The sequence below is a fragment of the Flavobacterium piscisymbiosum genome (assembly GCF_020905295.1).
Lineage (GTDB): Bacteria > Bacteroidota > Bacteroidia > Flavobacteriales > Flavobacteriaceae > Flavobacterium > Flavobacterium piscisymbiosum.
Genome location: NZ_JAJJMM010000001.1, coordinates 3065039 through 3086893, shown reverse-complemented (window position 1 = coordinate 3086893; position 21855 = coordinate 3065039). Strand labels below are relative to the sequence as shown.

The 21855-nt window shown below is 33.1% G+C and carries 21 protein-coding genes; 8 read left to right on the top strand and 13 right to left on the bottom strand.

Annotated features, from left to right (window positions below; translation table 11 throughout):
• Positions 1-15: 15 nt before the first annotated feature.
• The 7 genes from LNP81_RS13485 to LNP81_RS13455 form a co-directional block, all read right to left on the bottom strand.
• Positions 16-1377: a CsgG/HfaB family protein gene (locus LNP81_RS13485; RefSeq protein ID WP_230036606.1), complete on the bottom strand. Its 1362-nt coding sequence runs from the start codon at positions 1375-1377 to the stop codon at positions 16-18.
• Position 1378: 1 nt separating this feature from the next.
• On the bottom strand, positions 1379-1783 hold the full coding sequence (locus LNP81_RS13480; protein WP_230036604.1) for a curli production assembly/transport component CsgF: 405 nt from the start codon (positions 1781-1783) through the stop codon (positions 1379-1381).
• A gap of 16 nt (positions 1784-1799) precedes the next feature.
• Entirely contained in the window at positions 1800-2102 is a 303-nt protein-coding gene (locus tag LNP81_RS13475; protein WP_346432755.1) for a CsgE family curli-type amyloid fiber assembly protein, read from the bottom strand.
• A 29-nt stretch (positions 2103-2131) separates the two neighbouring features.
• A complete protein-coding gene (locus LNP81_RS13470) occupies positions 2132-2533 on the bottom strand; it encodes a hypothetical protein (RefSeq protein ID WP_230036600.1) in 402 nt (133 codons plus the stop codon).
• 8 nt (positions 2534-2541) lie between these two features.
• The gene (locus LNP81_RS13465) at positions 2542-3063 is read right to left on the bottom strand and encodes a hypothetical protein (protein ID WP_230036598.1); all 522 of its coding nucleotides are present in this window, start codon (positions 3061-3063) and stop codon (positions 2542-2544) included.
• 69 nt (positions 3064-3132) lie between these two features.
• Positions 3133-3978 (bottom strand): hypothetical protein, encoded by an 846-nt coding sequence (locus LNP81_RS13460; RefSeq protein WP_230036596.1) that lies wholly within the window; start codon positions 3976-3978, stop codon positions 3133-3135.
• A 394-nt stretch (positions 3979-4372) separates the two neighbouring features.
• Positions 4373-6562, bottom strand: coding sequence for a glutamine synthetase III family protein (locus LNP81_RS13455; protein ID WP_230036594.1), 2190 nt, complete (start codon positions 6560-6562; stop codon positions 4373-4375).
• Positions 6563-6989: 427 nt separating this feature from the next.
• Here LNP81_RS13455 and LNP81_RS13450 point away from each other — a divergent pair, with 427 nt between their 5' ends.
• The 3 genes from LNP81_RS13450 to LNP81_RS13440 all read left to right on the top strand — a co-directional run bounded on the left by LNP81_RS13450 (position 6990) and on the right by LNP81_RS13440 (position 11059).
• The gene (locus LNP81_RS13450; protein ID WP_230036592.1) at positions 6990-8006 is read left to right on the top strand and encodes a glutamine synthetase beta-grasp domain-containing protein; all 1017 of its coding nucleotides are present in this window, start codon (positions 6990-6992) and stop codon (positions 8004-8006) included.
• 252 nt (positions 8007-8258) lie between these two features.
• Positions 8259-9233, top strand: coding sequence for a TerC family protein (locus LNP81_RS13445; protein ID WP_078008263.1), 975 nt, complete (start codon positions 8259-8261; stop codon positions 9231-9233).
• 167 nt (positions 9234-9400) lie between these two features.
• On the top strand, positions 9401-11059 hold the full coding sequence (locus LNP81_RS13440; protein WP_230036590.1) for a T9SS type A sorting domain-containing protein: 1659 nt from the start codon (positions 9401-9403) through the stop codon (positions 11057-11059).
• 59 nt (positions 11060-11118) lie between these two features.
• On the opposite strand, the gene LNP81_RS13435 is transcribed toward LNP81_RS13440, so the two are convergent.
• The 4 genes from LNP81_RS13435 to LNP81_RS13420 form a co-directional block, all read right to left on the bottom strand.
• Positions 11119-11649, bottom strand: coding sequence for a hypothetical protein (locus LNP81_RS13435; protein ID WP_230036588.1), 531 nt, complete (start codon positions 11647-11649; stop codon positions 11119-11121).
• 88 nt (positions 11650-11737) lie between these two features.
• On the bottom strand, positions 11738-12607 hold the full coding sequence (locus LNP81_RS13430; protein WP_230036586.1) for an alpha/beta hydrolase: 870 nt from the start codon (positions 12605-12607) through the stop codon (positions 11738-11740).
• A 422-nt stretch (positions 12608-13029) separates the two neighbouring features.
• Positions 13030-15066 carry a M13 family metallopeptidase gene (locus LNP81_RS13425; protein ID WP_230036584.1) on the bottom strand — a complete coding sequence of 679 codons (2037 nt, stop codon included), beginning with the start codon at positions 15064-15066 and terminating at the stop codon, positions 13030-13032.
• A gap of 331 nt (positions 15067-15397) precedes the next feature.
• Entirely contained in the window at positions 15398-16270 is an 873-nt protein-coding gene (locus tag LNP81_RS13420) for an AraC family transcriptional regulator (RefSeq protein ID WP_230036582.1), read from the bottom strand.
• A 449-nt stretch (positions 16271-16719) separates the two neighbouring features.
• Here LNP81_RS13420 and LNP81_RS13415 point away from each other — a divergent pair, with 449 nt between their 5' ends.
• From LNP81_RS13415 to LNP81_RS13400, 4 genes are all read left to right on the top strand, one after another.
• Positions 16720-17139 carry a T9SS type A sorting domain-containing protein gene (locus tag LNP81_RS13415; protein WP_230036580.1) on the top strand — a complete coding sequence of 140 codons (420 nt, stop codon included), beginning with the start codon at positions 16720-16722 and terminating at the stop codon, positions 17137-17139.
• A gap of 975 nt (positions 17140-18114) precedes the next feature.
• The gene (locus tag LNP81_RS13410) at positions 18115-18522 is read left to right on the top strand and encodes a T9SS type A sorting domain-containing protein (RefSeq protein WP_230036578.1); all 408 of its coding nucleotides are present in this window, start codon (positions 18115-18117) and stop codon (positions 18520-18522) included.
• A 375-nt stretch (positions 18523-18897) separates the two neighbouring features.
• A complete protein-coding gene (locus LNP81_RS13405; protein ID WP_230036576.1) occupies positions 18898-19284 on the top strand; it encodes a secretion protein in 387 nt (128 codons plus the stop codon).
• Between the two features lie 220 nt (positions 19285-19504).
• On the top strand, positions 19505-19897 hold the full coding sequence (locus LNP81_RS13400) for a flagellar motor protein MotB (protein WP_230036574.1): 393 nt from the start codon (positions 19505-19507) through the stop codon (positions 19895-19897).
• Positions 19898-20037: 140 nt separating this feature from the next.
• Here LNP81_RS13400 and LNP81_RS13395 read toward each other — a convergent pair whose 3' ends face one another.
• Both LNP81_RS13395 and LNP81_RS13390 read right to left on the bottom strand, forming a co-directional pair.
• Positions 20038-20523, bottom strand: a complete 486-nt coding sequence (locus LNP81_RS13395) for a hypothetical protein (RefSeq protein ID WP_230036572.1) — start codon at positions 20521-20523, stop codon at positions 20038-20040.
• Between the two features lie 126 nt (positions 20524-20649).
• The gene (locus tag LNP81_RS13390; protein ID WP_230036570.1) at positions 20650-21057 is read right to left on the bottom strand and encodes a helix-turn-helix domain-containing protein; all 408 of its coding nucleotides are present in this window, start codon (positions 21055-21057) and stop codon (positions 20650-20652) included.
• A gap of 206 nt (positions 21058-21263) precedes the next feature.
• On the opposite strand from LNP81_RS13390, the gene LNP81_RS13385 reads away from it, so the two are divergent.
• Positions 21264-21581: a hypothetical protein gene (locus tag LNP81_RS13385; protein ID WP_230036568.1), complete on the top strand. Its 318-nt coding sequence runs from the start codon at positions 21264-21266 to the stop codon at positions 21579-21581.
• The last annotated feature ends 274 nt before the right edge of the window (positions 21582-21855 follow it).

Sequence of the window (21855 nt, the reverse complement as noted above, 5' to 3'; positions counted from 1 at the left end):
GATTTTCACAATTCCTTATTTTTTCTTTTTCCCAAAATAATAAGTAAGTCCTAACCCGAATTTATAATAGTAATCGTCACGGGTTCCTGCTTTTATATAGTCGACATTATCACTAAAATTAATGTTTTGCTCTCCAAACAATTTGATTCCAATTTTGTCTGAAATCAGATATTCAAGTCCTAAACCGTATTGAATTTTACCATAGGCATTCTCGAATTTCCTGTTTGTTGCATATCCACCGCCTCCGTAGAGATAAGGAGTAAAACGATCTTTGGGGAGTAAAATCCATTCGAGATTAAGATCATAAGTGATATAACCTACGTCGAGTAAATTTGTGTTGGCGAGATTGACCACGTTTGTAGAAGCGCTTATATTAAAGCTTGGAATTATAAAATACTTTAAAGCGCCGCGACCAAAAGGCCGTAAAAGCGGATCTTGATAATCGCCATCCATAAGGGTCGCACCGCCGGAAATTTCGATAGCAAATTTGCTTCTTCTGTTTTCTAATTCTCTTCCGTAAAGCGCGGTTACATCAGCCGTTTTGGTTTCTTCGGCATATGCTTTTAGTAGATTATCAACTTCAAATTTTGGTGCATCTGCTTCCCAGATATTATCTTTTATACCTTCCAGAACCAAAGATTCTACTGCTTTTTCGATGGCTTCGGTAACCGCCATATGTACGGGTTCGTTTGTGGTGTATCCGGTTTCAACTTCTAATAGTCTTTTAAAATTTACATATCGAAACAAACTTTCATCAATAGCCTGAGACAAAATAGTTTTAGAGATATAAACTGATTTTAAAATTTTTCCGTTAGATGTTGAAATCATTCTCAAATAAACCGTAACACGATCCTGACGGTATTTTACAGAAGCTCCGGCTCCAAAATATCGTGCCCCGAAACCTCCGGTAATAATATTAGAATCATATGAAACTATTCCGCCCTCTAATAAAACCCCTGCATATAATAAAGGGGTTAACTGAGGTTCGTTTGGATTGGCATTTTTCACATATTCCTGACGCGTTGCCCGAATAAGATTTCGTTCCTGCAATAAATTACCAATATTTTCACGCTCGATGGGTATAAACCATTTAGAATCTTCCAGCGCTTTTATCAATATAGAAGTGGCGCCCTGGGTCACGGCAGTACTAAAACTGCTTCCGTTTTCCTGTGGTTTATATTGTCCGGTCTGGTCTCTGAATTTATAGACACCCACGACAACTTGTTCTTTGGGTTTTGGCAGATCTTTTAATAATGAAGTGGCAGGAGTTCCTTCTCCTAAAACTGCTTTTTGCACGCCGGTTGGCTGATTATAATAAGCACCGCAACCCGAAAAAAGTAATCCGGATACTATAAATAAGTAGTGATGTAATCTCATGTTAGTGATTTGGGATAATTACTTGAGTTTGTTCGCCGGTATTGGTGTCTAAAATATTTAGGGTAAGCCCGTCTGCAGATGGGTAAACATCAACTGAATAGCTCCCGAAAGTATAAGAACCTTCTTTTATGCCATCAGTACCAAATTGTTGCTTGTAGAGTGTACTTGAAATCTGACTCAATAATTGCGAATTTAAATTGGCTTTAAATCGCTCTAAATCAGTTTGTGTTTTTGTTTCGGCTGTTTTATCTTTTTGCTTATTCTGAGCTTCGGCACTACTCAAAAGCCATTGATAGTTAAAGGTATCTCCTCCAAAAGCCGGATTGACTGGTTTATAAACTAATGCCTGAGCATTTATAAACGGAGAAATAAGCAGGAATACTGCCAGGGTGATTATAAATTTCATGTCGCTAATAATAAAATTAATACTGAGTGAAATATTTGCGCTCTTTTTCTTTTTCTTTCAGGTAAGTGAAGGTGGCATTTACAGATTCTTCTGCAACTGCATCCAAAAATTCATCATCCGGCCTTGCCAGAAACTCATAAATAACTTCGTTGTCGATACTTATGGTTATGGATGTATTTCTTGCAAAACTATATTCTTCACCTATTGTGACTATTTTTTCAGCGTTGATTCCAATATCATTGTATTTGTAATAATACCTGTCGTAAAAATCTTTTCCCATTTTGGTTTTAGTATCGTCTGTAATAATTCCTCTTAACACAAATCCGTCAACAGGCAATACAATTACTTCTACATCTTTTTTTTTTCTTCACCCAAAACCACACGATCCTTCGCTATTATTTGCTTGTCTTCATCATAAAACAATAATAAAACGACTACCTCATCATCCTCAGACAGATTAATCTGAGATGTAGATAATTTTTGCTTTTCGTTTGGCTGTAAGGTAAAAACACCAACCTGGTCATTATTAGACTGATTATTACTTTTATTATTATTTTTTATAACAGACATTCTATAGGCAGCACCTCTGATGACATCAGTAAGATTTTCAGCTGTACCCGTAATTTTTACATTACCCTCTACTTTTTCAATTTCCAGTTTTGCTTTTATTTTGTCTTGGGGGACCTGACCATATACTATGGCAGTAAAAACCAGAAATACGAATGTGATATGTCGATATAAAAAACGCATGTTTAAATTTATTTATTAATAAGAATTACTGAAGCGCCATTTCCTGTCTGGGTAATTTTCATATTTTTTGACAGTGAATTGGTTCCAATACTTTGAATGTTTTGATTGTCTCCTTTTTGGATCATTTCCATATTTACATTATAATTGGTATTCAATGTAAAATCAGAAATTTTATTGTTATCTCCTTGCTGTACAAAATTTTGAGTAATTGATTTTGCTTTTTTATCTAAAAACAATTGATTACTATCTCCGTTTTGATTTATAGCAACCTTGATTTCATTCGATTTTAAATTTGCTATTACTTTATTCAAATCCCCAATTTGCTGAATATTAATACCCGATTGGATTTTTTGATTTAAATCATTTTGAGCTTTTTTATCCATTGAAGAAACTACACTAAAAGCCACTTGTTTTGAATTAAAAACAGAGGAGCTATAATTTTTAAAATCTGAGTTATCCTCTTTTTCCTGCGCATATAATACGGGAGAAAAAACTAAAAGGATCACAATATTTAAAATGAAAGTTTTCATCTTTATTGATTTAGATTAAAAAAATGAGATAGTCACGTTCTATGACTATCTCATTTATATTTTATGCTATTAGTTAGTCTGAGTAACTACAATTGTATTTGAGTTTCCTTTTGAGAATGCAATACTAGCATGAGATGCTCCGGTTTGAGTCACAGTCGCTTTGTTTAAGTTACCAATTTGCAAAGTATCTTCAGTTAACTTAGTACCGTTTTGTACAGATGTAGCTTTGTTATCATCACCATATTGATAGTGGTTTGAAGTGTTTTTGTTCGCTGCAGAAGTACCGCTTGGAGAAGTTTGAGTTTGTGTAGACTCGTTTCTTTGACCTCCTTGACTTGCATATGCTACGTTGTTATCACCTTTTTGTGTTTGCCAAGCTTTATTGTTATTATGAGGACCAACCGGAACAGTTACACCATTAGCATGTCCGATTTGAGCAGCAGTAAAAGGAGCACCTGTTGGTTTCTCATTACCTGTTGTACCCTGATCTACAGTAGCAGTATTACTGTCTCCTGTTTGTGTTTGCCAGGCTTTGTCAAATCCACCTGTTGAACTTGGTGCGTTTACAATTTGATCTTGCCAGATTGTAGCTCTGTTGCTATTCCCTTTTTGTGTTTGATAAGCTTCGTTATCATGGTTGCTTTGAGAAATAAAAGCCCCATTACCATTACCATTTTGTTTCACATCAGCTTTGTTGTCTTTTGCTGCATACAATCCTGGTTGAATTCCCTGAAAAACTTCAGATTTGTTGTTATCTCCTAATTGATCAACAAGAGATCCGTTATTTGAACCATTTTGAGTAACAAGACCCTGGTCAGAGTTTCCTACCTGATTCACTGATGAAGTGTTTCCCTGCGCAATAGCTGCAGCCCCTACAAACAGCATCGCTGAGATGCTTAAAATTACTTTTTTCATAATAGATATATTTAATTGGTTATTAATACAACTTATTATGTAGGTCAGTGTGATTTGGGGGAAATCAGGCCATCAAAAACGTCATTCGAAAATAAAATCAGAAGACTTATTTTCTTTCTTCATGACCAAAATTAGAAAACTTATCGAAAACCAAATCAAGTATAAATACCTATTTTACAATAACATAACGACTTTTCGATGAACTGTAAAACTATCTCGATGAACTACTGAAATGCCAAAAAACGTAAGTAGGAAATTACTTAATTATTACAATTTCCTTACATTTATACCCTCTCATCTGCTAAAAACAATGTTAATCTTACTTTATTTTAACATTAAAACAAAAAAAAGCCCACCGTAATTCGATGGGCTTAATAGAACTGTTCAATTGTTATTATTTGGTAAACAATAACTCTCTGTACTTGGTTAATGTCCAGCTTTCGTCGTCTACAAGTAACTCTAATTTATCACAATGGTTACGAATATCTTCAAAATAAGGCTTCACTTTATTGCAATACGCTTCGGCCATTTTTTGTGCATCGGTCAAATGATTGGCGGTTCTTCTTTCGTCAGTCATGGCCAATACTTTAGAATTAATACCTTCAATATGGCCTGAAATTTCTTTAATCAAAACGATTTGCTCTTTTGCAATGGTTTCGAATTCTTTTCCAAAGATTTCTTTCAAACCTTTTACATTCTCAATTAAAGTATTTTGGTAACGAATTGCTGTTGGGATAACGTGGTTTCTTGCAATGTCACCCAAAACTCTTCCTTCAATCTGGATCTTTTTAGTGTATTCTTCTAATTCTATTTCGTAACGCGCTTCGGCTTCTACATGGTTTAGAATTCCTAATTCAGAAAACAAATCCAAAGCTTGTTTCGAAACTTTGGCCTTAATTGCTTCCGGAGTAGTTTTAAAATTACTTAAACCTCTTTTTGCCGCTTCTTTTTCCCAACTGTCACTATATCCGTCACCTTCAAAAAGTATTTTTTTAGATTGTTTAATGTATTCTCTTAAAACATTAAAAATAGCATCATCTTTTTTCATGTCTTTCGACTCGATCAAAGTATCAACTTCTATTTTAAAGTCTTTTAATTGTTTGGCTACAATCGCATTCAAAGTGGTCATCGCGTTCGAACAGTTTGAATTTGATCCCACTGCTCTGAATTCCCATTTATTTCCGGTAAAGGCAAAAGGCGAAGTTCTGTTTCTGTCTGTATTATCAAGCAGAACGTCCGGGATTTTACCTACTACATTCAGTTTTAAATCTGTTTTTTCTTCAGGAGACAATTTTCCTGTTGTCACACTTTCTAACTCAGATAAAACTTTTGTTAATTGTGCCCCAATAAAAACAGAGATAATTGCCGGCGGTGCTTCATTTGCTCCTAACCTGTGATCGTTACTTGCTGTTGCGATCGCCGCTCTTAATAAAGTTTCGTAATCATTAACTGCTTTTATGGTATTAATAAAGAAAGTCAAAAATTGTAAATTACTCATTGGCGTTTTACTCGGACTCAATAAATTAACTCCTGTATCTGTTGCCAGTGACCAGTTATTGTGTTTTCCTGATCCGTTTACTCCTTTAAAAGGTTTTTCGTGAAATAATACTTTAAAGTCGTGACGCTCGGCCACTTTTTGCATCACATCCATTAATAAGGAGTTATGATCTACCGCAAGATTGGTTTCTTCGAAAATGGGTGCCAGCTCAAACTGATTTGGTGCTACTTCGTTATGACGTGTTTTTACCGGAATTCCCAACAACATACATTCCTGCTCTAAATCTCTCATATAAGTAAGGGCACGAGTTGGAATAGAACCAAAATAATGATCATCTAATTGTTGCCCTTTTGCAGACGTATGTCCTAATAAGGTTCTCCCGGTCATCATCAAGTCAGGACGGGAATTGGCCAATGCTTTATCAATAAGGAAATATTCCTGCTCCCATCCTAAAGTAGCCGTTACCTTTTTTACATTTTTATCAAAATATCTACATACTTCTGTCGCTGCTTCATCTATAGCAGATAAAGCTCTTAACAACGGAATTTTATTGTCTAATGCTTCTCCTGTATAAGCAATAAATACAGTCGGAATACATAAAGTAGTTCCGTAAATAAATGCCGGAGAAGTGGGATCCCAGGCCGTATATCCTCTTGCTTCGAATGTATTTCTGATTCCGCCATTCGGGAAACTAGATGCATCCGGTTCTTGTTGTACCAGTTGCGCTCCGCCAAATTTCTCTACAGGATCACTTCCGTCATATGAAACTTCAAAAAAAGCATCGTGTTTTTCTGCTGTTGTTCCTGTAAGCGGCTGAAACCAGTGTGTATAATGAGTAACACCTTTAGATAAAGCCCATTCTTTCATTCCCATGGCGATATAATCTGCCAGTTTTCTGTCTATTTTAGTTCCGTGCTGGATGGCATCTCTAACTCCCTTTAAAGCATCTGAAGTCAAAAACTGCTTCATAGCTTTTTCATTAAACACATTTGCGCCAAAAATGTTAGATTTTCTATCGATTTCTTCAAAATGTACTGGCTTTCTTGTAGAAGCATCTCTCAAGGCCTGGAAACGTAATGTTGACATGTATAATAAGTTTAAAATTTGTAATAATTTTTACTAAAAAATGATCGACAAATATAAACAAATAAAAAGGCTGTTTATAGGATAAATTTGAGATTTTTATTCGACGATTTTTCAATGTAAGATGCTTTTTTCAAAGAATAATGAATTTGATTTAAAGAAATGTAACAAAATACATCAGTATTCTTCATTAAATAAACATTTTTTCATAATTCCTTAACCCTGATTTATAAAAAACAGCTGTAATTTTTACGAATTTATTTTTTAATAGTGTTAAAAATTGCTTTTTTAAAAATATACCCCTCAGAAAATTGCGCTTATCCAAAAAATAATAGAGACATAAACAAAACAGCCCCCTAATTTTTACGGCTAAAAAAATAAATCTATATTTGACCCAACGAAAAAAACAAAAAAATTAATTTATATTATTATGGCTAAAATTAAGTTAGAGTACATTTGGTTAGATGGATATGAACCAACTCAAAATCTTAGAAGTAAAACTAAAGTTGAAGAGCATGAAAATTTCAAAGGAACATTAGAAGAACTTGGAAACTGGTCATTTGATGGTTCATCAACAAAACAAGCTGAAGGCGGATCTTCTGACTGTTTATTAGTTCCTGTTGCAATCTACCCTGATCCAACTCGTATAAACGGATACCTTGTAATGTCAGAAGTTATGTATGCTGACGGAGCACCACACCCTTCTAACGGTAGAGCTACAATTGATGATGATAATGATGATTTTTGGTTTGGTTTCGAACAAGAGTATTTCATCATGGATACTAAAACTTTATTGCCATTAGGTTTCCCTGTTGGAGGATATCCTGCTCCACAAGGTATGTACTACTGCTCTGTAGGTGGAAAAAACACTCACGGAAGAAAATTAGTAGAAGAACATGCTGACCTATGTATCGCTGCCGGACTTAACTTTGAAGGTATTAACCAAGAGGTTGCCTGCGGACAATGGGAATTTCAATTATTCGCTAAAGGTGCTAAAAAAGCCGGAGACGAAATTTGGGTTGCCCGTTACTTACTAGATCGTTTGACTGAAAAATATGGTTACTATATCGAATACCACCCAAAACCACTTGGAGATACTGACTGGAATGGTTCAGGTATGCATGCTAACTTCTCTAACGAAGTATTAAGAACATGTGGATCTAAAGAAACTTACGAAAAAATATGTGAAGCTTTCCGTCCTGTTGTTGCAGAACACATTGCAGTTTACGGAGCTTACAACGACCAACGTTTAACTGGTAAACACGAAACTGCTTCTATTCACGATTTCTCTTACGGAGTATCTGATAGAGGAGCTTCAATCAGAATTCCTTTATACACTGTTCAAAAAGGATGGAAAGGATATCTTGAAGACAGAAGACCAGCTTCAAACGGAGATCCATACAAAATTGCTGCAAGAATTATCAAAACTGTAAAATCAGCGCTATAATTCAAAGCTTAGATTATATCTTAAAAGTGCCATCGTAATTGTTGGCACTTTTTTTTATTTATCATCATTTTGAAAGTCACAAAACTTTGTCAAAGTTTAAAACTTTGACAAAGTTCTTATCTTACTCAAACCTCACCGCCACAAGAGTTAAGATAGCGAAGTTTTATTCAGAATTTCAACATAAGTTTTCGATAATAAATTTTTAAGTTAAACTTCAAAAACTATCTTTGTAAATCATTTAAAAAAAGTATCATGATAGTCTGGATTTTGTTTTTATTAGCCGTTGTTTTTATTCTTGCTTTAGACTTGGGTGTTTTCAATAAAAATCCCCATATTATTAGTACCAAAGAAGCAAGTAAATGGACACTTATTTGGGTGACTTTATCATTTCTGTTTTCGGGAGTAATTTACTGGCTTTACACTACTGATTATATTGCGAATCCTGACAATCTAAAACCAGCTGTAGCTTCTATGAAGTTTATTACCGGTTATTTGATTGAGCTGTCTTTAAGTGTAGACAATATTTTTGTTATTGCGATTATTTTCGCTTCGTTCAAAATACCACAAAAATACCAACACCGCGTTTTATTCTGGGGAATCCTGGGCGCTGTAATCTTCCGCGGATTAATGATTTTCTTTGGAGTAATGCTTATTAATAAATTTGCATGGACTACCTATGTATTTGGACTTTTCCTGCTTTTTACTGCAATAAAAATGTTGTTCTCCGGAGAAGATGATGATTTCCAGCCCAAAGATTCTTTTGTATATAAAACATTAGGGAAAATTATTCCGATCACTGCTGAAATGGATGGAGAAAAGTTTTTCATTTCGACAAAAACTGCCAAAAGAGCTGCAACTCCATTATTTGTTGCTTTGATTGTAATAGAAGTTATGGATGTTCTTTTTGCTGTAGATAGTGTTCCGGCAATTTTAGCGATTACATCAGATCCGTTTTTGGTATTCAGTTCTAATATATTTGCTATCCTTGGATTACGTTCTATGTATTTCTTCCTGGCGAATATGCTGGCAAAATTCAGTTACTTAGAATATAGTCTGGTAGCCATTTTAGCCTTTGTGGGATTAAAAATGTTACTTCACGAATGGATTCATGTTCCAGAATGGGCTTCATTAGGATTTATTGCACTTTCGCTTTTAGTAGGGATTTTAGTTTCTCTTAAATTCGGAAAAGAAAAAGAACTTACTGATACTGATTTAGAACAGGAATAATATTCCTGAAACATATATTTATAAAAAAAGGAAATCTTGCGATTTCCTTTTTTAATGTTTAGAATTAGATAAAAATAAATATTATACTACAATTTAACGATTAAAAATAAGATAATACTTTTATATTCAATACATTTAGCTCATTATAAATTTTTAAAAGCCTTATCATGAGAAAAAATTACATGTATCTCGTTTTATTATTATTTAGCACAATAATGTTTGGACAGAAAGTCACTTTAACGCCAACAGTTGTAAATGGATCAAACGTTAACAATGGACCTATTAACTTAGGTGGTTCAACTTCTTCAACAATAGCTTTAAATGTTAAAGTAGAAACCCCCACAAATAGTCCAGATAATGGAACTATTAGTATCTATTATGAAAAAAGTCCTGCTTTGGGTGCTAACATAGCTAGAGGTGGTAACGGAGTATTTTTAAATTTTGGCGGAGGAAAAATTGGAATTATTAACTTCGTTATCTATCTAGATAGCGCAGACTTTAATACTTCAGGAGGTAATATATATGCCGAATACAAAAATTATGCTGGAGCAACTTACAAAAGTTCCAATATCGCTGTCATAAAAGATGGCACATCTCCACCTCCACCTCCATTACCTTACAAGTTTATTGAAATAGTACCTTATGGAGGAACTCCTATTTTACCCTTATTCCATGAATACTCTTATGTCGCATCTCAAGAATGGGCTTATGGCGACCAAATAATACAACCAGGGTCACCGTTTTATCAGGGCGGTGAATTAAGAGAAAAGACCACTTTTGATGATGGCACAATCTCATACAGTGGCAAAGTTATTTTCAATATAGTTAATTTCCTGCCACAATTCGATAATCTATATGTAAATAATACAATCACGGGTAACCAATATTTAACAACTGGACAAGTCCCTGAGATGATTGTAGGCAATGAACCTACGGAAAGTCACACTATAAAAGCAACAGGGGGCGGACGCCAACGAGATCAATCCGTTAGAAACTCGTTAAAAAGCTATAACATCCAATGGCAATCGAGAATTAAATACCCTTCTACCTGGACCAATATGAGTGCTGTTTTTTTCTCAATGTATGGCTGGAGAGATATTTCAGGAGCTACACAAATGAATTACTTACCTCCTCAGACAAATACAGGAATGGAATATAGACGGTTAATATTAGAAGACCCAAATGATAAATCGAGCTATAGAAGATGTGCAGCAAGTAATGTTATTGAAATAATACCTTTAATAGCTAATGCTACAAAGAATACAATATGTTGTGATCAAACAGTAAGTTCAGATAATCTTGCAAGTCCATTAAATGGTGATTTTCATAACTTCTCATATTACCAATGGCTTGTCTCTCAAGACAATGTAAATTGGGATCCTATTCAAAATGGAACTACCCAAAATTATACGCCAACACCACTAATGGAAGATACACGTAGAACTCCTAGTTTCCAAATACAATATTACAGAAGAATCTTATTCGATTATGAGAAAAGTACAAATTACACGAGCAATACTGTACAAATTAATTTCGAAGCTCGAGCAAATAATACAAATGAATCTATAAAAATATTTCCAAATCCAGCAACGTCAATTATAAATATTGAAGACACAAATAATAGAACATATGGAGGATCTCAATTAGAAGGCGCAAGTATCATTATTACAAACTTTTTTGGCAATATAGTAAATTCAAATAATTTCACTTTAGTTAACTCTAAACTAGCTACTGTCGACATTTCAAATTTACCTGCAGCAATTTACATTGTAAATATCTCACGAAATAATAGAATTATTTATACAGGTCAGTTCATTAAAAATTAAAATTTCAATAAAAAAAAAGGAAATCGTAAGATTTCCTTTTTTTGTTTTCATTGTAGTAATTAGTTTAATTTCGTAACATTACTGTCATCAATACCATATTTCTTAATAACTGCATAATAATCTGAATAGTCAGCTTTATTTGTAGATTTAGCCGTAGTAACTATAGGATTGTTACCAGGAACAACTACAATACGAAATATTTGATTAGTCCTTAAATCAGCTGGTATTGGATTTGCAATTAAATCCAATCCTTCTGTATAAATTTTAACATCATCTTGAGTAAAATCAAATTTATAGCTAAAATAAAGCCCTCCGTCTGTGTAATAGTGAGAATCAGGAAGAATTGTCCAGACATCTAAATTAGTAGTAGGAGAGAATCCAGCATATCTATATACTAAAACGACATCACCTGGAAAAATTCGTGATTTAAAATTAAAATCAAAATCAGAATTAGCAGTCGCACTAAAATTTACTTTTTCAACTTCAAAAACGTTAGCGGCAACCGATTCACCCGGAGGTCCTTGATCGCCTTCACAGCTAGAAAACACGATTAATCCAACAACTGCGAATAAGGTAAGTATCTTTTTCATAATTTTTATTTTTTAAGTTTATATATAAAGGTATTCCAAAAATCAAACCAAAAAAAGCTTTTTGAGTGATTCCTTACTAAAAGTTGTATTATTTTTTTGCAACCACCTGATTTTTAAGCAAGATTTTATTAAAAAACAACACATGATAAGGTAGTGAATTTTCCCAATAATCCCAAGTATGTGCTCCCGGACGCTCTGTATAATCGTGATCTACTTTATTATACACTAATCTTCGGTGTAATTCTCTGTTGGGTTCTATCAAAAAATCATCAACTCCACAATCAATAATTAGAGGTAGTTTATTGGCTTTTATTTTATCCAGCATTCCCATTACAGCATATTGTGCGTACATTTCTGAGCTATCGCTTTTATCTCCAAAAACGGGCTGCATCAGTTTTACAACCTGTGCCGAAGATTCACGATTGAGCATTGTACTCATATCTACGGCACCGCTCATACTTCCGGCAGCGCAAAACAATTCAGGATGTTTGGCAGATAAGTATAATGCGCCATGACCTCCCATAGAAAGGCCTGTTATTACTCTTCCGTTTCGGTTACTTATCGTTCTATAGGTTTTGTCTACTTTTTGAACCACTTCCTGTGTAATAAAAGTCTCAAACTGACTTCCTTTATTTACCGGACTGTCCAAATAAAAACTGAATGTCTCTCCTTCGGGCATTACAATAATAATATTATACTGATCAGATAAATTTTGAACTAATTTTTTGTTTGGCGTATTTTTCAGCCAATCACTAAAATGACCGTAAGCACCATGCAATAAATACATCACCGGAAACGCCGATTTGCTTTTTGCATACGAATTAGGCAACACTACCGCCGCTTTGTAGGTTTTGCTCATGGCTGTACTGGCAACTTGTAAAGTATCTACTTTTGCGGCATAACTCATTGAAGAAGCGCATAAAAGAACAGCAAATACTAAAATTCTAAAGTTTTTCATAGTTATATTTTTTCTTTTTTGGGATTGTAAATATAGTTTTTTCCGCGTAAATTATATGAAAAATCCGACTGGTTTTTCGATAATGAAAGGTTGCCACTAATTGCACGAATTTTCACGAATTGGATTATGAATAATTTGTTGCGAAAAAAAAAAGCCACAGATTAAATGATTAAAATGATTTTTTTAGCTGCGAAAAGGCCAAAAATCAGCATCCATTTAATTCGTGAAAATTCGTGGAATTCGTGGCAAAAAAATATACACAGATTAAAAAATCATTTTAATCATTTAATCTGTGGCAAAAAAAAAAAAAAAAAAAATCCGCGATAACCAGTTTAATCCGCTTAACCCGCGGCCCATTACATCCTAAAACAAAAAAACCATTCGCCGCAACGAATGGTTTTAAATATAAATTAGATTATTTCTTACCAGATTACTACTCGCAAACTATCCGGCTGATACATTTTATCTCCTTTTTTGACATTGAATGCTTTATGAAATTCAGGGATATTACTCAAAGGTCCATTCACTCTAAATTGTTCCGGCGAATGTACATCGGTCATGATTTGATTGATTTTCGATTCGTCTCTTCTGTTGATCATCCAGGAATACGCATAAGCAAGGAAATAACGTTGCTCCGGAGTTAATCCGCTAATTTTTTCCTTGTTTTTAAATTGTGTTGTTTTCTGGAATGCCTCATAACCCATAATTACGCCGCCTAAATCAGCAATGTTTTCACCTTGAGTGGCATCTCCATTTACATTTTTGCCCAATATTGTATATTTATTATATTGCTCTACTATCAATTTCGTTTTTGCTTTAAATTTTTTCAAATCTTCAGCTGTCCACCAATTGTTTAGATTTCCTTTCTCGTCATATTGACTTCCCTGATCATCAAAACCATGTGTAATTTCATGCCCGAAGAAAGAACCTCCAATAATTCCGTACAAAATAGCATCGTCCGGCATACGTCCTTCATAACCCGGAACAATAATATTACACGCTGGAATTACAATTTCATTGTTACTTGGGTTATAGTATGCATTGTAAGTTTGCGGCTGCATCACCCATTCGTTTCTGTCTACCGGTTTCCCGTATTTGTTGATCATGTATTTATAATCCCAAATATTGGCACTCATAACATTCCCACAATATGATTTTCGATCTATAGAAAGTGCACTCATATCTTTCCATTTATCAGGATATCCCAATTTCATGACCATTTTACTCAGCTTGAATAATGCTTTTTGCTTGGTAGGTTTGCTCATCCAATCCAGTTTTTTAATGTGCGAAGCAAATACATCACGAATGTTGTTTCCAACCTCCAATAATTTCTCTTTGACACCTTTTGGCATATAATCACTCACATAAACCTGACCTATTAATTCTCCTAAAGAAGAATCTGTTTGCTCTACTACTCTTTTCCAACGTGGTTTTTGAGTTGCTACTCCATTTAACGTTGTGGCATAAAACTTGAAATTTTCTTTTTCGATAGCAGCATTCAGATAAGGAGCGTATGAACTTACAAGATTCCACTTCAAATACGTTTTCCAATCTTCGATCGAATATTTTTTAATCGTAGTATTTAGGGCTGTAAAGAATTCCGGCTGTCCTACTATTACAGTATCTGCTTTTGCAATACCTAAAATTGGCAATACTTTTTTCCAGTCGATATCAGGTGTAAGCGAATTGAATTTTTCTACCGAAAGTTTGTTGTAATTTTTTATAGGATCACGAAGTGCTTCTAATTTTCGTGATGATTTTGCCAATTCGGTTTCGAGTTTCATAATCGTTGCAGCATTTTTTACCGCAATCGCCTCTTCATCTCCCGTAAATCGCATCATCGTTTTAAGATGTGCTACATAAGCTGTACGAATTTCTACATTTCGTTTGTCTGTATCGAGATAATAATCTCTTTGTCTCATTCCTAAACCGCCTTGCCCGAAAAACAACGCATATTTTGTACTGATTTTATCGTCTTGCGAAACATAAAATGTAAAAGCCGGATCTGCTCCTACGGTTTGCAAATGCGCAATTGTATTGATTAATCCTGAAACATCTTTAATTTCGTTGATTTTTTTAATCTCGGCATTTAGCGGAGACAAACCTGCTTTTTCGATGGCAATCGTATCCATTCCTGAAGCATAAAAATCACCTATTTTTTGTTTGTTACTTCCTTTTGCTGCCGATTCGTCTTTGGCCGAGCTTTCGCAGATATTTTTAATCTGTCCGTTGATTGTATCAATTACAGTTCTCATAATTCCGTTATTGCTGTCTGTTTTTGCAATAGGATTTTTTTTGAACCAGCCATTATTAGCATAATTAAAAAAATCATCTGCCGGATTGATGGTGGTGTCGCGATTGGTAATTAAAGGATCTGAAAATGCGACTTCTTTTTTGTTACAGCTAAAAAAAGTCATTCCGATAAGGAGGAATGTAACAGGTTTTCTAAATAAACTCATTCGGTTATAAATTTTGGTGATGGATTAAATCTATTATTTGGATTGTTATAATTTAAAAATAACAAGCATGTAAATATAATTTTTATAACAACAAATTTAAAAAAATTCCAAAGTTTAATTTAAATTCCAATACTGAACTTAATAGTGATTGGTGAAAATTTTAATTTTTAAATTCCAAAAAAAGCTTCAACTACGCTCAGCTAGACATAATAAAAAAGTTTGCCACGAATTCCACAAATTAACACGAATTAATATTTTCCTTTTACTTAGAAAAAATTAGTGCTAATTTGTGGAATTCGTGGCAAAAAATATAAAGCTTCCTCCTATGGAATTAGCTAATAATTATTTTGTGTTCGTGACGGTATTGCGAAGCGCTTTTACCGGTGTATTGTTTGAAGGATTTACTAAAATGACTGAAATTATTAAAGCCGCTTTCGTAACATACTTCGTTTATGCTTATTGGTTTTTCGGCCAATAATTTTGATGCGTGTACCAAACGATATTCGTTTACAAACTCCGTAAATGTTTTGTTCGAAATCTTCTTAAAATAACGGCAAAACGAAGGTGTTGTCATACTTACCAAGCTCGAAACTTCGTCTATTGCAATAGATTCCTGAAAATGATCTTTCACGTAGTTAAAAACAACATTAATACGATCATTATCCTGCGTTTGCAATTCCAACGAAAATCCGTCGGCATTCAGCACAGTATATTCTTCAGAAGAATCTAATTCGTCTAAAACACTCAAAAGCGTCAATAAACGTTCAAACGGAAGCTGGTGTTCCATCATCTCGATTTTCTTACCGATTCTTTTTTTAGTTTCTCCGCCAAAAGCAATTCCGGCTTTTGCCTGACTAAAAAGATTCTGTACCTTTTTCATTTCGGGAGCAACAAAAAAATCATTCCCTAAAAACTCAGGTTTGATATGAATAACGGTTTCATTAATATTTCCCGTTTGTTCATTTGTAAAACCACAATGTGGCAAATTAGCACCTATAAGTATCAAACTACCATTTGTATAATAAGAAACATGGCTTCCTATTTGTCTTTTCCCCGCTCCACCATTTATATAAACCAACTCGATTTCTGGATGATAATGCCATAAATGAGCTTTACTATTGGTCTTTTCGGCGTGCTTTGTGTAGGTAAAAGAACTTCCGTATGAGTTTGATATCACTTCAAGAGCTGGGGCAATTGTCTTCATGATAATTTCTTTAAAAAATAATAGCAAATTTAACAAAAATGCCTAATATAATTTAAAAATTAACCTATAACGGTTTCGTAAATAAGAATTTTGCATAATAATCATTAAAAGTTAAATCATCAAGTTCCCGAATTTGATGGATTTTTTTAATGATCCGTATTTTTTTGGTAGATTTTTTTCATAAATCGTATTTACTAGCGACTTTAAATACAGATACCTCTTATTTGTAAGAATAATAGAGCTTTTACACAAATGTTAATTTTATTGAATAATTGAAAAATAATAGCCGAATTAACAAAAACACCTAATATAATTCAAAAATTAACCTATAACGGTTTCGTAAATGAGAATACAGCACATAAATTGGAAAATACAGTTGTGAAAAAAAAGTAATCCCTACAGTAATTTAGCATCAGAAAATTAGAACAAACAATTTAAAACGAAGTGTTATGAAAAAGATATTAAAATTAAGTTTAGTGATCGCAGTACTTTTTACTGGAATGAGTACTTATGCAATTGATGGTAATGATAATGGAGCAGCTGATTTTAACCTTCATGTATTAAAGGCTAATGGAAAGCTAATTACGTTTGCTTTAAACCAGGTTAAAAAAGCAAGTATTAGTATTTATGATAAAAACAATACTTTAATCTATTCTGAAAATGCTTTTGGGAAAGATGGTATTTTAAGAACTTTTAGTTTAGAAGAACTTCCAGAGGGAACTTACTTCTTACAAGTTGAAGACAGCGTTAAAAAAGTAAGACACGAAATTACAATTACTGATGATACATCTGTATTATCTTCAAAAGCAGTTTCGTCAGCATATAAAGCAAATACAATTGCTCAAAATTCAAGCGTAGCAACACGCTAAAAAAGTTTATACTTCTCATAAAGTATAAAAATGAGGTTAGATAGTTAGTAAAGTTAAAAACGTGATTGTTTTGAAACAGCTCTTTGTGGTTATTGAGCTGTTTTTTTTGTGCCATACTTTTTTGAATTTGCCGCAAAGGCACTAAGACACAAAGTTTTTATTTATAAAGTTTTATTTAACCGCAAAGACCGCAATCCCGATAGCTATCGGGATACGCAATGGTTCGCAAAGATTTACACAACGTTCGTAAAGCTAATTTAAAAAAAGCTTTGCGAACTTTGTATTTTTTATAAAACCCTTAAAGTTTAATCTTTGCGGTCTTTGCGGTTAAATAAATCTTTGCGGTAAAATAATCTACTTCAAAATGAGATTTAAACACAGAGAACACTAAGAGTTTTATCTAAGAGTACGCTCAAAAACACGGAGTTCACAAAGCTTTGTCAATATAAAGCTTAAGTTCCGAAGATACCGCGTTTGAAAATCCCTCACAAAATAAACGAAGTATTATTATGAAAAAGATGGCTCTAGCCCCGATAGTCCCGAAGCTTCGGGAGAAAATCCTTTTTTGTTCGCCGCGGCGGACACAAAAGATTGAAACGGATAGCGGGATTAGCTCCCGAAAAAAAGATTTGCTTTTTATCATAGATCGAAATGACAAAAATGAGCATAAAAAATCCGTTTTTATCTGCGTTTTCGCTTTAGCGAATCCGTGTCATCCGTGTACCATCTCAACATTAATCCACAAAACTTTTGTAAGAAAACAAGAACAACCAATATTATCTCAATTTAAACAAAACATTAAAAAATAATAACCAAATTAACAGAAACGCTAAAAATAACTTAAACTTTAACCTATAACGGTTTCGTAAATGAGAATATAGCATCGAAATCGGAAAATAGAGTTGTGATAAAAAACATACATCCGAACTAATTTAGCATCAGAGAATTAGAACTATTAATTTAAAACTAAATACCATGAAAAAGATTTTAAAATTAAGTTTAGTATGTGCGGTACTTTTTTCAGGAATGAGTACTTATGCAATTGACGGGAATGAAGATTTTAATCTTCACGTATTAAAGAATAATGGAAAACTAATTACGTTTGCTCTTAATCAGGTAAAAAAAGCCAATTTATCGATTTATGATAAAGAGGGTACTTTAATTTATTCTGAAAGCGCTTCAGGTAAAGATGGAATTTTGAGAACTTTTAGCTTAGAAGAGTTTCCTGCCGGAACTTACTTCTTAGAAGTTGAAGATAATGTAAAAAAAGTGAGACACGAAATTACTATAACTGATGATGCAACTGTATTATCAAAAAAAGCAATTTCATCGGTTTACAAAGCAGGTTTTTCTGCTAAAAATTCAAGCGTAGCAGTACGCTAAAAAGTTATACTGAAAAGTATAAAAATGAGGTTAGATAGTTAGTAAAGTTTAAAACGAGAAATTCGTTTTTAGAACAGCTCTTTGTGGTTATTGAGCTGTTTTTTTATGCCCAATTTTTTCCAGTAACCTCTAGCTATTTTATTTTTAGAAAACTATTCTTAATAAATATAATACTTTGATTATTACACCATTAAAAAACAGGAACTAAAAAACATCCAAAAGCCCAGTAATTACGTACATAGTTCAGCCAAAGCGCAGAAACATCTTTAATTCAGCAATTTAGACATAGAAAAAAGTGATTTTTTTGCATAAAATTAAATTTCAATTTGTAGTTTTGGGCGTTCCACAAACAGTAATTAACAATTTAAAAAAAACATGACAAATTTTACCAAAATGGGCTTAGTTGTTGCCGCATTTTTAACAACAATCTTTACTTACGCAATTGATGGAAAAGGGGATTATATTTTGAATATAAAAACCGGAAACGGAAAAGTAATTAGCTTTACTTTGAACAACGTTGAGAAATCAGTTTTTTCTATCTACGACGAAAACCATAATTTAGTGTACACAGGATCATCTGCTACAGATAAATTAGAGATTTCGAAAACTTTAAGTTTAGAGGCATTTCCTGCCGGAACTTATACTTTAGAAGTAAACGAAAATGGTAAAGTTGCGAAACACGATATTGCTGTTTCTGCTAAAAAATCAAAAACTATTAAGCTTGACGAATCAGTAAACGAAAGTCCTGGTTTCCGTCGTTAATTGTTTTTTACTTAAAACTGAAAAGCATCGGCCGTGGCTGATGCTTTTTTTTGTTATATAAAAAGTGATTTTATGAATAATGAAATATTTAATACAAAACTATAATAAAACAAAAAATTGTGAGTTATATAACTGATTTACATAATTTTGCAAATAAGAATAAATACAATTCAATTTTTTTATTGTTTTAAGAATTAAGTATTTTTCAAATTCATTCAAAATGTCTATGCAACAAAAACTAGCTATTTTAATATCATTGACTGCTTTTTCATTTCGGGTTGCTGCCCAGACTGAAGAATTTTACACTACTGATAAAATTAGCGACAAATATGCTTATGTCGACGTAATTAAAACTTATGAAAATGTTGCCGCAAAAGGATACAAATCTGTAGACCTGTTTCAAAAGTTAGGAAACTCCTCTTATACGCATTGCTATTTTGAGAAAGCAGCAGTATGGTACGGCGAACTATTTGCTATGACTTCAGATTTAGATCCTATTTATTACTATCGCTACGCAGAATCTTTGCGATCTCTTTCTCAAAATGAAAAAGCGGATGCATTGATAGAAAAACTAAAAAGCAAATCTAATGCAATGGTAAAGCGTAAAATATAGTGGATTTTGTTTCTTTAGGAACTTAAAATGAAAAAACTCGCATTGCTGAGAGTTTTTTATTGTTTTACTCAAAATAGAAAAGCATTTATTAAAGCTGAATTCTTTTATGCGAATCTATCAGAAGATTTATTTTTACTTTTTTAAAATTTAATTTTGAAATTTTTATTGGTATCAATAAATATCTTAAAATCTTCTTCTGTTTTTATTGGATAATCACCTAATAAAAGGCTTTTTTTGGGATCTTTTTTGTTAAAGACTACCATAAACTTATCATTAACATCTGGTGAAGAAGGTAATTTATAATCTAGAGCATCATAATTATTTACGTATCTAATATTATTTACTACATAAGAATATGTAATAGAACTAAAACGAACATTATTTCCTACTGGAGCTCTATAAAAAAAGACATCAATATTTCCAATTGCATAATCGTAATTACCTAAATCTTTTTTAATTTTATTCTTGGTCAATTCTTTCCCCCATAAAACCATTATCACACCAATAATTACAATTAAAAGGAGAGTATATTTTTTTTTATCCATATCATTATCCCCTAAATTTATTTTGAAAAAAATTATAACTGGAATTATTTTAAACTGTAATAATTCTACAGCTACTTTCACTTCAATTAGAAATTTTCCTTGCTTCTGATGGCATAAATGTCCCGCTCGTGCATATCAACTTAATTTCTGATATATAAAGTTTGGGTTCACAAACACAAATGAGCGAATAAATCTCTCTTGAAAATATTATTTCCCTTTAAGTAATTGTTCTAAATATTCGATTTTATCTTGTTCTGCTTTGAGCAAACGTTCGTACAGTTTTTTATTTTCTTCTACCGCTTCCATTAATTTGTCTAATGGATTGAAAGTACATGTATTATAATGATTAAAATTATTATCTGAATCATTAAAAGTATTAAAATAATTAATTGCCAATTCTTCCGAAAAATTCTTAATGGCTTCAACCGTCACACCCAATGCTTTTGCCACTTCAACAAGTCTTTCTTCTTCGATGGTTTCGCTGTTTTCAATAGCAGATATTGTTTGCTGGCTTATCCCTAAAGCTTGGGCCAAAGCTTCCTGTTTCATATCACGAAGTTCACGAATACGGCTTATTTTACGCCCTATATGATTTGGTTTTGTAAGTGTGCTCATAATTCAAAGATAATAATTAAGTGTGAAAAACTTCAACTGGTAAAAAACTTATTTAGACAGTAGGATACCAGCCAAAACGGTTTGGTACGATACAATCTGTTTCTTACTTCGCTGAACCAAACAAAAGTACGATTTTTCTCTCTATAAAATTATACCCGCAAATTTGTAAAACGATCAACAAGACACAAATAATAAATATACGCCCTATGGAAACTAATGAAACAGATACTTTAACGAGACTTAAAAAATTAACTGCATTATATTTTCGCACCTTACAACCTGCCAACGATCAACAAGAAACTTACATCGCTCAAATTAAGTTTTTAAATTACTTTGAATTAGGTTGCGCTATTACCGATATGATAAAATTATGTATTTTGGCACTTGATCACGATATGCACAATGTGAACGAAAAGAAAAACCAATCTATAAATGTGGGGCTTATTTTAGAAACCGTCCTGCAAATGTTCCCTTTGAATGAAATGGAGTTTTTGGGCTATGTTGGGGAAATGGTTGGAGAATGATTTTCTTTTTTTGCTATTTCAAAACGGTATAAACATAGCCCGTGGTTTCAACCACGGGAGCGTCATATTGTCTTTCTCGTATTGTGTCCCCGTGGTTGAAACCACGGGCTATATTTGATAATAGGATTTTTATGGTTTTGCTAGTGCTAATGAATTATGAGAACAAATTTCTTTGTCATGGACGGATTTTAATCCGTCCCTACAATATGTTTTGTTCCTTCGGAACTTTTTTTAAACTTTATCAAAAATAGTCACAATATTCTCATTTCGACGA